The sequence below is a fragment of the Microbacterium sp. Root553 genome (assembly GCF_001426995.1).
Lineage (GTDB): Bacteria > Actinomycetota > Actinomycetes > Actinomycetales > Microbacteriaceae > Microbacterium.
Map to the genome: position 1 here is coordinate 1,093,909 of NZ_LMFY01000001.1, position 12,762 is coordinate 1,106,670.

Genomic DNA, 12,762 nt, shown 5'->3' on the forward strand with positions numbered 1-12,762 from the left:
GTCGGTATGCCAGAGGAGCCCAGTGGGACTACTTGACAGCTTTGAGAAGGGTCTCGAGCGCGCTGTGAACAGCGCGTTCGCGAAGACCTTCCGCAGCGGCATCCAGCCTGTGGAGATCGCTTCGGCCCTGCGGCGTGAAGCCGACACCAAGGCGGCCGTGGTGAGCCGTGACCGCATCATCGCGCCCAACAGCTTCGTCGTGCGCCTGAGCACCGACGACGCCGAGCGCATGCGGACGCTGGGCGCAGCCCTGACCGACGAGCTGCACGCTCTTCTCTCGAAGCACGCGAAGTCCCAGGGCTACAGCTTCTCGGGGCCGCTCTCGATCGACCTCGAGGCAGACGACAAGGTCGCCACTGGCACCGTCAACGTCAGCTCGGGAACCGTCGAGGGCCGCGTCAACTGGCAGGCGGTGATCGACGTCGACGGTCGGCGCCACCCCCTCACCCGCGCTCGCACGGTCATCGGACGTGGCTCGGATGCCGACATCACGATCGGGGATGCCGGATCCAGCCGCAAGCACATCGAGGTCCTCTGGGACGGCGAGCGCGCCATGATGCGCGACCTCGGCTCGACTAACGGCACCAAGGTGAACGGTCAGAAGGTGCGCGAGGCCGCACTCCCCACCGACACCACCATGACCATCGGACGCACCGACCTGGTGTTCCGCATCGTTCCCGTCGCCACCCCGTCACGCCCTTCTCGGCCGCGTGACGACGATGCGACCCGTGCGTTCGGAGCCTTCTCGTGAGCACACCCAGTGAGCTCGTCCTCCTGCTGCTGCGCATCGGCTTCCTGCTGCTGCTGTGGTTCTTCGTCTTCGGCGTCATCTACTCGCTGCGTGCCGATCTGTTCGGCATGAAGGTGCGCAAGCTCCCGGCCGAGGCCACCGCGGGCGCGCCCGCTCCGGCACCGGCCGCGGCACCCGTCGCATCGCGCCCCGCATCGGCCAAGGCCAGCACCGGTCCCGCGACCATCGCGACCGCCAAGCGGCTCGTGATCACCTCAGGACCCAAGGCCGGTCTGGAGCTGCCGCTGGGCACCGACACCCTGACCATCGGACGCTCGAGCGAGTCGGCGCTGGTGATCCGCGACGACTACACCTCCAGCCATCACGCGCGCCTGATGCTGCGCGGCGACAGCTGGGCGATCCAGGACCTCGACTCGACGAACGGCACCTTCGTCGCCGGTCAGCGCGTCACCGGTGGTCCGGTCGGTCTCTCGCTCGGCACCCCGATCAAGGTGGGCGCCACGACCTTCGAGCTGCGAGCCTGAACCGGGCATGGTCTTCGAAGGCTCGAGCGCCGCGATCTCCCATACCGGGAAGGTCCGCTCCAACAACCAGGATTCCGGGTACTCCGGGGCGAACCTCTTCGTCGTGGCCGACGGCATGGGTGGCCACGCGGGCGGGGACGTCGCCTCGAGCATCGCGATCCACCGGCTGGAGCCGCTCGATCAGCCCTACGCGTCGGTCGAAGACGCCCAGGCCTCACTGCAGGCGGCCGCCACGACGGCTGCGGGCGACCTGATCCGCGCCGCGAAGGATCGCCCCGAGCTCGCCGGTCTCGGCACCACGCTCAGCGCCATCATCATGGTCGACGACTACGCGGTCATCGGCCACATCGGCGACTCGCGCATCTACCTGTACCGCGACGACGCGGTGACCCAGATCACGGCGGACCACACATTCGTGCAGCGGTTGGTGGACTCGGGACGCATCACCCCCGAGGAAGCCCGCTACCACCCTCGGCGCTCGGTGCTCATGCGCGTGCTGAGCGACATGGACGCCGATCCCGAGCTCGACATGTTCGTCATGCACACCCAGCCGGGCGACCGCTGGCTGCTCTGCTCCGACGGTCTCTCCGGGGTCGTCGACGAGGACCACATCCTCAAGGCGATGCGCATGGGCATGGCCCCTGGGCGCACCTCCGACAACCTGCTCAAGCAGGCGCTCGACGGCGGTGCCCCCGACAACGTCACGATCGTGCTCGTCGAGGTCGGCGGGCAGCACGCCATGCACTCGGGCACGCCCACGATCGTCGGGTCCGCGTCGAACCCCTCGAACGTCACGGTCCCGCCGGTGCGCGCCCCCCGCGGCAACTGGCTGCACCCTGTGCGCCAGGCCGCCAACGAACCCAGCCACTTCGAGCCGGCACCCGAGTACCTCGAGGAGCTCATCGAAGAGGACCGCCGTCGCGCCAAGCGCCGCCGCTGGGGCTGGATCGCCGGGATGCTGGTCGTACTCGCGATGCTCGCGTTCGCCGCGTTCGCCGCCTACAGCTGGACCCAGACGCGCTACTTCGTCGGCGCCGATGACGACAGCGTCGTGATCTATCAGGGCGTGCAGCAGAACATCGGGCCGATCACACTCTCGACTCCCCTGCGCGACACCGACATCCTGCTCGCGAACCTGCCGCCGTACCAGCGCGACTCCGTGGAGCGCACGATCACCGCCCGGTCGTTCTCCGACGCCGAGGCGATCGTCGCACGTCTGCAGGCCGGCGCCGATCGCGTCACCGGCGAGACGCCGCTGCCCACTCCCCTGCCCACGCCGACGGAGGATGCGGGATGACCACCGACGTCACGGCGGACACGAGCGTCATCACGGCGCTCCGGCGCATGCGGATGCCGCAGACGCAGCGCAACCGCGAGTTCTGGCTGCTGCTCTTCGCGGTCGCGATCAGCGGCGCATCGCTCACCCTGGTGCAGCTCGGCGCGCTCGGCCTGATCGACCCGATGATCCTCGCGATCGGCGGCGGCCTGGCTGTGCTCGCCTTCGCCGTGCATTTCGTGCTGCGCGCCGTCGCCTCCGACGCCGACCCGTTCGTGCTGCCGATCGCGACCCTGCTCACCGGCCTCGGCATCGCGATGATCTACCGCATCGACATCGCCAAGTCGCTCACCGGCTGGAACGCCTACTCGACGAAGCAGCTCGCCTGGTCGGCGATCTCGCTCGCCGGCGCGATCGCCTGCGTCATCCTGCTGCGCAACTACCGCGTGCTGTTCCGCTACACCTACATCTTCGGACTCTCCGGCATCCTGCTGCTGCTGCTGCCGTTCGTGCCCGGCCTGCGCATCCCCGACGCCAACGCCGCCGTGTGGGTGTCGCTCGGCGGCATGTTCGCCTTCCAGCCCGGCGAGCTCGCGAAGATCTGCCTCGCCATCTTCTTCGCCGGCTACCTGGTGCGCACCCGAGAGAGCCTCACATCGGTGGGAACCAAGTTCCTCGGCATCACCTGGCCGCGGATGCGGGAGCTCGGTCCGGTGCTGGTGGTGTGGGCGGTCTCACTCGGCATCATCGTCATCCAACGCGACCTGGGCACGGGAACCCTGATCTTCGGCATGTTCGTGGCGATGCTCTACGTCGCCACCGGCAAGACCAGCTGGGTGCTCATCGGCCTCGCCCTGGTCGCTGCAGGTGTCGCCGTGGCGACGCAGATCCTCAGCTACGTACAGGGGCGCTTCGTCAACTGGCTGTTCCTGTTCGATCCCGAGAAGGTCGACCCCGACGGCGCCGGGTTCCAGCCCATGCAGGGTCTCTTCGGCCTCGCACACGGCGGGCTGCTCGGCACGGGCTGGGGTCAGGGGCGCCCCGAGGTCACTCCCCTCGCGCACAGCGACTACATCATCACGAGCCTCGGCGAGGAGATCGGCCTCGTCGGGCTGTTCGCGATCCTCTGCCTCTACATGGTGTTCGTCAGCCGCGGCATCCGCATCGGCCTCGCCGGTCAGGACGACTTCGGCAAACTCCTCGCGACAGGCCTCTCGTTCACGATCGCGCTGCAGGTCTTCATCATGGTCGGCGGCGTGACCCGCGTCATCCCGCTCACCGGTCTCACCACGCCGTTCCTCGCCGCCGGTGGATCCTCCCTCGTCGCCAACTGGCTGATCGTGGCCGTTCTGCTGCGCATCTCCGACGGTGTCCGTAGCCAACCCCGGGCGGTGATCGGCTGACATGACCCAAGCTTTCGTAGGTTCGGCCGCTGAGCGCCCTTCGTCTCGCTTCGCTCGCTCAGGAACCGGGGCGCAGCGACGAGCCCAAGAGCGCTCAGGAACCGGGGCGCAGCGACGAGTCCTGGAGCGCTCAGTGACCGGCGCGCACTCCGCCCAAGGGGGCGTCGCATGACCAAAGAACTCCGCCGTCTCAGCATCGTGATGCTGTTCATGTTCATCTCGCTGTTCGCCGCGACCAGCTGGATCCAGGTCGTCGAGGCCGACACCCTCGCCCAGGACCCCAACAACCGCCGGACTCTGCTCGACAGCTACGAGATCCAGCGCGGATCGATCATCGTCGACGACGTCGCGATCGCCTCGTCGAACCCGGCGGACGACCGCTACCAGTTCCAGCGCGTCTACACCGACGGGGCGATGTGGGAGCCGGTCACCGGGTACTTCAACCCCGCTCTGCAGTCGGCGACCGGCATCGAGCGCGCGATGAACGCCGACCTCTCGGGTACCGGATCCAGCGCGTTCTTCTCGGAGATCGAGCGCATCCTCTCCGGCCAGCCGCAGACCGGCTTCAGCGTCGAGCTCAGCCTCGACACCGCGGCGCAGACCGCCGCATACCAGGCTCTGCAGGGCCTCAACGGCGCTGTGGTCGCGATCGAGCCGAAGACCGGACGCATCCTCGCGATGGCCTCGACCCCGGGGTTCGACACCAATCTGCTGGCGACCCACGATGCGGATGCCGCGAACGCGACCTACGACCAGCTCGTCGCCGATGCGAACAAGCCGCTGTCGAACCGGGCCATCGCCGGCGACCTCAACCCGCCGGGCTCGACCTTCAAGCTCATCGTCGCGGCTGCCGCGTACGAGTCGGGAGACTGGACGCCGGACTCCACACTGCCCAACCCCGCGCGCTTCCAGCTGCCGGGGTCGAACAACACCGTGGCCAACGCCTGGGGTGGCACCTGCGGCGACGGCGACACGGTCACGATCTCCGAGGCGATCAGGCTCAGCTGCAACATCCCGATGGCGGAGCTCGCCGTGCAGCTCGGCGACGACAAGATCCGCGAGATGGCCGAGAAGTTCGGCTTCAACAAGAGCTTCTCCACACCCCTGGAGTCGACGCCGTCGAGCTACCCCCAGGGTCTCGACGACGCGCAGACCGCGCTGTCGGGATTCGGCCAGGGCCAGGTCACCGCGACACCCCTGCAGATCGCCATGCTGTCGGCGGGGATCGCGAACGACGGCGTGATCATGAACCCCCGACTCGTCGACACGGTGATCGGCAACGATCTCTCGGTGGTGCGGGCGTTCGATGACACCGAGTTCGGGCGTGCACTCGACGCCACGGTCGCCGATCAGGTGACGGCGTCGATGGTCGCCAGTGTCTCGAACGGCGCTGCCCAGGGTGCAAGAATAGATGGGGTCGATGTCGCCGGGAAGACCGGTACGACCGAGAACGGAAACAAGCCTTACACGTTGTGGTTCACCGGTTTCGCACCGGCGAACGACCCCGAGGTGGCAGTAGCGGTCCTCGTCGAAGACGGCGGCGGACAGGGGCAGTCAGGATCCGGCGACACCATCGCCGCTCCGATTGCGAAGAAGGTCATAGAGGCGGTGCTGGGCAGATGAGACCGACGCAGGGTGTGTCGTTCGGTGGTCGCTACGAGCTGCAGTCGCGTATTGCGATCGGCGGCATGGGCGAGGTGTGGGAGGCGACGGATCACGTCATCGGACGCACCGTGGCCATCAAGATCCTCAAGGACGAGTACATGGGGGACCCCGGGTTCCTCGAGCGGTTCCGCGCGGAGGCGCGGCACGCCGCGCTCGTCAACCACGAGGGGATCGCGAGCGTCTTCGACTACGGCGAGGAGAACGGCAGCGCCTACCTCGTCATGGAGCTCGTGCCCGGCGAGGCACTGTCGACCCTTCTCGAGCGCGACGGTGCGCTGAGCGCCGACAAGACGCTCGACATCGTCGCCCAGACGGCATCCGCTCTGCAGGCAGCGCACGCCGCCGGACTCGTGCACCGTGACATCAAGCCGGGGAACCTGCTGATCACGCCCGACGGCCGCGTCAAGATCACCGACTTCGGAATCGCCCGCATCGCCGACCAGGTGCCGCTGACGGCCACCGGTCAGGTGATGGGAACCGTGCAGTACCTGTCGCCGGAGCAGGCGTCGGGACACCCGGCATCGCCGGCGACCGACACCTACTCGCTCGGCATCGTGGCCTACGAGTCCCTCGCGGGCAAGCGTCCGTTCACGGGTGAGTCGCAGGTCGCGATCGCGATGGCGCAGATCAACGAGCAGCCCCCGCCGCTGCCGCCCACGGTGCCGATCCCGGTGCAGAACCTCGTCATGGCGATGATCGCCAAGAAGCCGTCCGATCGCCCGTCGTCGTCGGCCACCGTCGCTCGCGCCGCCCAGGCGCTGCGTCGCGGCGACCTGAACTCCGCGGCCATCGCGGTGCCCGCCATCGCCACGGGCGGTATCGCGTCCGACGACGCGACCCGGCTTCTCACGTCGTCCGGCGCCGAGGGAGCGACCCGCATCCTCCCCACCACCGCACAGCTCCCCACCGGAGTCGCCGCGGAGGACAATGCCGGGACGCCGAAGAAGAAGCGCAGTCCGTGGACCTGGCCGCTCATCGCCCTCATCGCCCTGCTGGTCATCGTGCTCGGCGGAACCGTCTTCGCGCTGACGAATCAGGGTGACGCCGACCCCGCCCCGGTCGAGACGACCGCCACCACTCCGCCGCCCACGCCCTCGAACACGCCGACGCCGTCGGACACGCCGACGCCGGAGCCCGAGCTGGTCGACGTCGATGCTCTCGGCCTCGAGGGCATGCAGTGCGAGGCCGCGCGCGCCGCGGCGACCAACGCCGGCCTGCAGGCCGAGTGCATCGAAGGCAACTCCGTGGCGTCGAGCGCCGAGCAGGAGGGGACGGTTGAGTCCGTCCAGCCCGGCGGCAACGTGCCCCCGGGCACCGTCCTCACTCTGACCACCTACAAGGCGCAGGTCCAGGTCGGCAAGCCCACGGGAACCCCGACGCTCGCCGGGACGCCCACCGAGGGTGAGCCCGTCACGCTCAACTGGCCGTCGTTCGAGTGCCCCTCCGGCACGCCGGCACGATCCGCCTTCGAGGTGACGCTCACGAACGCCACGTTCTCGGGCGGGAACCCGGGTGAGTCGATCCGCAGCTTCGGACCGAGCATCCTGTCGACCCAGATCATCCCCGGAACCGCGGGACAGAGCATCACCGCGACCTTCCGCGTCTTCTGCGGAAGCGACATGCCGTCCGAGCAGTCGGATGCCATGAAGGGCGTCGTGATCATCCCCGCTGTGACAGAGGGTGGCGACGACAAGGGCTGATCGGACGATCGCACCGTAGTCTGAAAGAATTCATCAGCTGGTATCAGGGGGTCAGTACGTGTCGACAGAGCCACGCGTTCTCGCGGGACGCTACCGCGTCGACGAGCTCATCGGGCACGGCGGGATGGCGAAGGTCTACCGCGGCCAGGACCTGACGCTCGGTCGTGCGGTGGCCATCAAGATCCTCGACCCCGAGCTCGCTCGTGACACGGCGTTCCGCACGCGGTTCCGCCTCGAGGCGCAGTCGGCCTCACGCATGTCGCACCCGTCCATCGTCCGCGTCTACGACGCCGGCGATCCCTCGACGGCCGACAGCGGAACGGATGAGCCGCCGTACATCGTCATGGAGCTGATCAGCGGCACGCTGCTGAAGGACATCATCGCCAAGGGCCCCGTGCCCGTCGACGACGCGGTGCGCTACGTCGACGGCATCCTCGAGGCGCTCGACTACTCGCACCGCGCGGGCGTCGTGCACCGCGACATCAAGCCGGGCAACGTCATGGTCACCGACAAGGGCCAGGTCAAGGTCATGGACTTCGGCATCGCCCGAGCCGTGTCGGACTCCTCCTCGACGGTCGCCGAGACCACGCAGATCATCGGCACCGCCGCCTACTTCTCGCCCGAGCAGGCCAAGGGCGAGCCGGTCGACGCGCGTGCCGACCTCTACTCCACCGGTGTCGTGCTGTACGAGCTGCTCACCGGGCGCCAGCCGTTCCGCGGCGAGTCGCCCGTCGCCGTCGCGTACCAGCACGTGAGCGAGACTCCCGTGCCGCCGACCGAGGTCAACGAGGACTCCCCCGGAGCCCTCGATCCGATCGTGCTGCGCGCTCTCGCGAAGGACCCGTACCAGCGGTACCCGGATGCCGCGCACTTCCGTTCCGCGCTGGATTCCGCGGTGTCCGGTCATGCTCCGACCCGCAAGGAGCTCGGGGCCCTGACCAGCGAGCTCTACGGTCCGAGTCCCCGCGCCGCACAGGAGACCGCCCGCTCGCTCAGGCAGCTGAGCACCGACACGACGATGGCGCGGACGCAGTCCGGTCCGCCCGTCGCCTGGATCTGGGCTGGCGTCGCACTCCTCGCCGTGCTGCTGGCGTCCGTGCTGTTCTGGGTGTGGACGCTCAGCATGCGTCCCGACGAGGTGCCGTCGACGTCACGGCAGGTGCCCGACCTCGTGAACGTGTCGTCAGAACGCGCACAGGACGACCTGAGCGAACTCGATCTCACGGCGAAGCTCATCCTCGAATCGAGCAGCGACATCACCGAGGGCAATGTCATCCGCACCGACCCCGAGGCGGGGACAGCGGTGCGGGAAGGCGACTCGGTGACCGTCTACGTGTCATCCGGCAAGGAGACCGTGGTGGTGCCGATCCTGGAGGGCCTGTCTCTCTCGGCGGCGAAGGACGCCCTCGCGGCCGCCGGCCTCGAACTCGGCACGGTGAGACAGCAGAACGACAACGGTCTGGCAGCGGACACCGTGATGGAGGCGAGCGAGACGGCCGAGACGGAGGTCGCACCGAAGACGGTCGTGAACCTCGTGGTCGCGAGCGGTCGCGTGACCCTCACCGACGTCACCGGCTGGACGCTGGAGGCGGCGCAGGCGGAGCTCGAGCGCATCGGCCTCACGCCGAGCCCGGTCGAGCTCACCGACTGCCCCGGAGCGACGCCACCGACGGTCGCCTCGATGTCGGCCGCGCCGGGCGATGTCGAGATCGGGTCGACGGTCGAACTGCGCTACTGCGCAGCGGCGGCGGCGGGCTGACTCCGACCCCCGCCGGATGCCGCCAGCGGATGCAGCCGTTCCGATCGTGCGACGGCGGCGTCGTCGCCGCACATCCGCAGCCAGTTCGCGAGGAGTCGGTACCCGCCCTCGGTGAGCACGCTCTCCGGGTGGAACTGCACTCCGACGACGGGCAGCGTCGTGTGCTGCAGTGCCATCACGGTGCCGCTGCCGGCACGCGCGGTGACGACGACGTCATCGGGCAGCGTCGACTCCGCCAACGCCAGTGAGTGGTACCGCCCGGCGGTGAAGGGCGACGGGATGCCGGCGAACAGCGCGGACCCGTCGTGCACGACGTGCGACACCATCCCGTGCATCAGTTCGGGCGCCTCGGTGACCGGCGCGCCGAACGCGGCGCCGATGACCTGGTGTCCGAGGCAGACGCCGAGCAGCGGCCTGCGCGTGCGCGCCGCGATGCGCACGGCGTCGAGCGAGGAGCCTGCTTCGTCAGGCGATCCGGGCCCGGGTGAGACCATCACGCCGTCGACGTCGGCGAGCAGTCGCTCGAGCGCGGTGGCGTCCACCGCATCGGCCTCGACGAGCGTCACCTCGGCGCCGAGCTCTCGCAGATATCCGACCAGGGTGTGCACGAAGCTGTCGTGATTGTCCACGACGAGCACTCGCGTCATTCGAGGTCGACCTCCCCGGGGGCGACGATCGGGCTGATCCAGGGGAACACGAACCAGAACAGACCGTAGAGCACGGCCGCGATCAGGACGAGGAGGAGGAAGAGCTTGAGCCACCACGGACCGGGCAGCAGGCGCCAGAGGGCTGCATACATGTGTCGTCTCGTTCCTTCGGGCTAGATCGACGGGCCGGCCGGCGGCGGGGGCGGATCGGTCAGGGCTGGGGGCGGGCCCTCGGCGCGCGGCTGGAAGCTCTCGAACACGCCGTAGGCCACGATGCGCTCAGCGAGCGAGTACAGCGGGGAGCATGCGGTGAGGGTGATGTACCGCTCCCCCGTCTCAGCGCCGGGCATCTGCGGCACGTCGAGCAGCACCTCTGTCTGGCTGGGCTTGACGTACTCGAGCGTGCGGAAGCGGTAGGTGAACCAGCCGTCGGGCGTCTCGACGACGATCGCGTCGCCGAGCTGCAGCTTGTCGAGCTGGTTGAAGGGCTTTCCCCAGGTGGTGCGGTGTCCGGCCATCGAGAAGTTGCCGACCTCGCCGGGCATCTTCGAGTCGGTGTAGACGCCGATTCCCAGGTCGTCGAGTGTGCGGGCGCGGCTCGTGCCGCCGTAGATGCCGACGTTGTACGCGGTGCCGAAGCGCGGCACGTGCATGTTGCCGAGGCGCTCGGTGTCGGCGGGCGGGGCAGGGATCACCGGCTCGTAGACCGTGGTGCCGTCGTCGGTCTCGATGACGGGTGGCAGCTCGGGCGGCGGTCCTTCGGCCCACTCCTGCGAGACCGCCGCGCCCTCGTCGTTCTTCTGGGCGCTGATGATGATGTCGCCGATCCACATCTGCCACGCGACGAACAGCAGCACGAGCACGCCGGCGGTGAGCAGCAGCTCGCCGAGGACTCCCGTGAAGGTCGCGCGCGGGCGACGGCGGCGACGGCGAAGGCGTCGCTCCCCCGAGACGACGGATGCAGTCATGGCGTGATCTTATCGCCCAGACCTGGAGTCCCGCCCACACCGCGGGATTCCGTGCGATATACGAGACTTCGGTACACTGGCGGAATGGCACGCGACCGTAACACCGAAGAACCCGAAGTTCCGCGCAGCGAAGGCGAAGCCGCGCCCAACGCCGTGTGGTTCAAGCCGGTGATGGTCGGCTTCATGCTGCTCGGCCTGGCGTGGATCCTCGTGTTCTACATCTCGGGCATGCAGTTCCCGATTCCGGGCCTCGACAACTGGAACCTGGCCATCGGCCTCGGCATCGCCCTGATCGGCTTCCTGATGACCACCCGCTGGCGCTGACCCGCCGCCGTCGCTTCGAAGAAGGCCCCTCCCGCATCTGCGGAAGGGGCCTTCTTCTGTGTACTGCGTCGATCGGACGTCCGAGTTATCCACAGGTTATCCCCACCCTGGGGAGAATTACACGGATGTTATTCACACCGGTTGAGAACCCTGTTAACAATTTCTGATCAGGAGTAAACGGTCGTGATCAGGAAGGGGGCGAGCACGAAGACGAGCAGCACCAGCGCGACGACGACCGCTGCGAGCAGCAGGATCTGCGCGATCCGCTGCTCTCGACGCCGGGTACGGGTGAGGATGAACGCGACGAGCGCTCCGACGATCGCACCGCCGAGGTGCGCCTGCCAGGCGATCCCGCCGATCACGAACCCGATGATGAAGTTGATGCCGAGGATCACGAGGATGCCGGTGACGTTCGCGCCGATGTGCCGTCCGATGATGAGGAGGGCGGCCATCAGGCCGAAGATCGCGCCGGACGCACCGACGGTCGCACCGAAGGGATCGAGCAGCGCGACAGCGACGGAGCCGCCGAGTCCGCTGATCAGGTAGAGCGAGAGATAGCGCGCCCGGCCCAGCATCGGCTCGAGGTTCTGCCCCAGCATCCACAGGGCGAGCATGTTCAGAGCGAGATGAAGGAACCCGCCGTGCGCGAAGACCGCGGTGAGCAGTCGCCACGGCTCGAAGGGCAGGAGCGAGAGATCGGGGTACAGGTACCTCGGCGCGAACAGCAGCTGCGCCGTGACGGCGTCGCCGAGGCCGGGGATCAGCTGCACGAGACCGATGAACGAGGTGATAGCGAGCAGCGCGTACGTCACCATCGGCTTGCCGCTGCGCACGGTCGCCGTGGCGGTGTTGCGACCGCCCCATCGGCGCTCGGCCCGCTTCTGCGCGGGAGTGCGGCTCTTGCGCTGCTCAGCCATGCACTCGGGGCAGATCACGCCGACGGCGGCCTGCGTCTGGCACTCGGGGCAGATCGTGCGCAGGCACCGCTGACAGAGCACGAAGCTCTGCCGATCCGGATGCCGGTAGCAGAAGTTGTCGCGATTGCCCGCGAACTCAGGCGTCGTCATCCGGATCGGCCCGCGTCGTCAGGCTGCGACGATGTCGATCGACTGCAGCACGACCGGCTCGATCGGGCGGTCGCCCGCAGCGGTCGGGACAGCGGCGATCTTGTCGACGACGGCCTTGGAGGCGTCATCGGCGACCTCGCCGAAGATCGTGTGCTTGCCCTGCAGCCAGGGGGTCGGGTCGGTGGTGATGAAGAACTGCGAGCCGTTGGTGCCCTCGGCCTTGCCGGTGATGGCGTTGCGACGCAGGCCGGCGTTGGCCATGGCGAGGATGTAGGGCTCGGCGAAGGTGAGCTCCATGTTGATCTCGTCGTCGAAGTTGTAGCCGGGGCCGCCGACGCCCTGTCCGAGCGGGTCGCCGCCCTGGATCATGAAGTTCGGGATGATGCGGTGGAAGACGACGTCCTTGTACAGGGGGCCCTCGCCCGGCTTGCCGGTGGCGGGGTGCGTCCAGTCCTGGGTGCCGTCGGCGAGACCGACGAAGTTCTTGACCGTCTTCGGGGCGTGATCTCCGAAGAGGTTGATGACGATGTCACCGTGGTTGGTGTGCAGGGTTGCGACATGAGAAGCGTTGACCATGCGTTCATTCTCTCAGAGCTTCCGGTGCGCGGGCCGTGCGCTAGCGCTGATCGACGCCAGATGCAAGGGTTCGGCGATTCCCTCCCCCCGTCCAGGGTCGCG

Annotated in this window: 13 protein-coding genes; 8 read left to right on the forward strand and 5 right to left on the reverse strand. The window is 68.3% G+C overall.

Annotated features, from left to right (window positions below; translation table 11 throughout):
* The first annotated feature begins 22 nt into the window (after positions 1-22).
* The 7 genes from ASD43_RS04990 to pknB all read left to right on the forward strand — a co-directional run bounded on the left by ASD43_RS04990 (position 23) and on the right by pknB (position 9,078).
* Positions 23-751, forward strand: coding sequence for an FhaA domain-containing protein (locus ASD43_RS04990; RefSeq protein ID WP_056414367.1), 729 nt, complete (start codon positions 23-25; stop codon positions 749-751).
* A complete protein-coding gene (locus ASD43_RS04995) occupies positions 748-1,275 on the forward strand; it encodes an FHA domain-containing protein FhaB/FipA (RefSeq protein ID WP_056414370.1) in 528 nt (175 codons plus the stop codon). The genes ASD43_RS04990 and ASD43_RS04995 overlap by 4 nt, the downstream gene beginning before the upstream one ends.
* Positions 1,276-1,282: 7 nt before the next feature.
* On the forward strand, positions 1,283-2,572 hold the full coding sequence (locus tag ASD43_RS05000; protein WP_056414373.1) for a PP2C family protein-serine/threonine phosphatase: 1,290 nt from the start codon (positions 1,283-1,285) through the stop codon (positions 2,570-2,572).
* Entirely contained in the window at positions 2,569-3,954 is a 1,386-nt protein-coding gene (locus ASD43_RS05005) for an FtsW/RodA/SpoVE family cell cycle protein (RefSeq protein WP_056414375.1), read from the forward strand. Before ASD43_RS05000 ends, ASD43_RS05005 begins: the two co-directional genes overlap by 4 nt.
* A gap of 168 nt (positions 3,955-4,122) precedes the next feature.
* Entirely contained in the window at positions 4,123-5,577 is a 1,455-nt protein-coding gene (locus ASD43_RS05010; protein ID WP_056414378.1) for a peptidoglycan D,D-transpeptidase FtsI family protein, read from the forward strand.
* Positions 5,574-7,319, forward strand: coding sequence for a protein kinase domain-containing protein (locus ASD43_RS05015; protein WP_082539267.1), 1,746 nt, complete (start codon positions 5,574-5,576; stop codon positions 7,317-7,319). Before ASD43_RS05010 ends, ASD43_RS05015 begins: the two co-directional genes overlap by 4 nt.
* A gap of 58 nt (positions 7,320-7,377) precedes the next feature.
* The gene (gene pknB / locus ASD43_RS05020) at positions 7,378-9,078 is read left to right on the forward strand and encodes a Stk1 family PASTA domain-containing Ser/Thr kinase (RefSeq protein WP_056414386.1); all 1,701 of its coding nucleotides are present in this window, start codon (positions 7,378-7,380) and stop codon (positions 9,076-9,078) included.
* Here pknB and ASD43_RS05025 read toward each other — a convergent pair.
* The 3 genes from ASD43_RS05025 to ASD43_RS05030 are packed head-to-tail and all read right to left on the reverse strand — an operon-like array spanning position 9,051 to position 10,693.
* Positions 9,051-9,725, reverse strand: a complete 675-nt coding sequence (locus ASD43_RS05025; protein ID WP_056414388.1) for an anthranilate synthase component II — start codon at positions 9,723-9,725, stop codon at positions 9,051-9,053. The two genes, pknB and ASD43_RS05025, sit on opposite strands and share 28 nt — an antisense overlap.
* Positions 9,722-9,877, reverse strand: a complete 156-nt coding sequence (locus tag ASD43_RS17390; RefSeq protein WP_188042264.1) for a hypothetical protein — start codon at positions 9,875-9,877, stop codon at positions 9,722-9,724. Before ASD43_RS17390 ends, ASD43_RS05025 begins: the two co-directional genes overlap by 4 nt.
* A 21-nt stretch (positions 9,878-9,898) precedes the next feature.
* Positions 9,899-10,693, reverse strand: a complete 795-nt coding sequence (locus ASD43_RS05030) for a class E sortase (protein WP_056414390.1) — start codon at positions 10,691-10,693, stop codon at positions 9,899-9,901.
* Between the two features lie 84 nt (positions 10,694-10,777).
* Here ASD43_RS05030 and ASD43_RS05035 point away from each other — a divergent pair, with 84 nt between their 5' ends.
* Positions 10,778-11,017: a cell division protein CrgA gene (locus ASD43_RS05035; RefSeq protein WP_045254022.1), complete on the forward strand. Its 240-nt coding sequence runs from the start codon at positions 10,778-10,780 to the stop codon at positions 11,015-11,017.
* A 167-nt stretch (positions 11,018-11,184) separates the two neighbouring features.
* On the opposite strand, the gene ASD43_RS05040 is transcribed toward ASD43_RS05035, so the two are convergent.
* Positions 11,185-12,084 carry a rhomboid family intramembrane serine protease gene (locus ASD43_RS05040; RefSeq protein ID WP_056414393.1) on the reverse strand — a complete coding sequence of 300 codons (900 nt, stop codon included), beginning with the start codon at positions 12,082-12,084 and terminating at the stop codon, positions 11,185-11,187.
* A gap of 18 nt (positions 12,085-12,102) precedes the next feature.
* Positions 12,103-12,660, reverse strand: coding sequence for a peptidylprolyl isomerase (locus ASD43_RS05045; protein WP_045254020.1), 558 nt, complete (start codon positions 12,658-12,660; stop codon positions 12,103-12,105).
* Between the last annotated feature and the right edge of the window lie 102 nt (positions 12,661-12,762).

Excerpts from the sequence above, each read along its gene's own strand:
- ASD43_RS05025 (WP_056414388.1), bottom strand. The coding sequence starts at position 9,725 with ATGACGCGAGTGCTCGTCGTGGACAATCACGACAGCTTCGTGCACACC.
- ASD43_RS05035 (WP_045254022.1), top strand. The coding sequence starts at position 10,778 with ATGGCACGCGACCGTAACACCGAAGAACCCGAAGTTCCGCGCAGCGAA.
- ASD43_RS05040 (WP_056414393.1), bottom strand. The coding sequence starts at position 12,084 with ATGACGACGCCTGAGTTCGCGGGCAATCGCGACAACTTCTGCTACCGG.
- ASD43_RS05045 (WP_045254020.1), bottom strand. The coding sequence starts at position 12,660 with ATGGTCAACGCTTCTCATGTCGCAACCCTGCACACCAACCACGGTGAC.
- ASD43_RS05015 (WP_082539267.1), top strand. The coding sequence starts at position 5,574 with ATGAGACCGACGCAGGGTGTGTCGTTCGGTGGTCGCTACGAGCTGCAG.
- ASD43_RS05005 (WP_056414375.1), top strand. The coding sequence starts at position 2,569 with ATGACCACCGACGTCACGGCGGACACGAGCGTCATCACGGCGCTCCGG.
- ASD43_RS05010 (WP_056414378.1), top strand. The coding sequence starts at position 4,123 with ATGACCAAAGAACTCCGCCGTCTCAGCATCGTGATGCTGTTCATGTTC.
- ASD43_RS05000 (WP_056414373.1), top strand. The coding sequence starts at position 1,283 with ATGGTCTTCGAAGGCTCGAGCGCCGCGATCTCCCATACCGGGAAGGTC.
- ASD43_RS05030 (WP_056414390.1), bottom strand. The coding sequence starts at position 10,693 with ATGACTGCATCCGTCGTCTCGGGGGAGCGACGCCTTCGCCGTCGCCGC.
- ASD43_RS17390 (WP_188042264.1), bottom strand. The coding sequence starts at position 9,877 with ATGTATGCAGCCCTCTGGCGCCTGCTGCCCGGTCCGTGGTGGCTCAAG.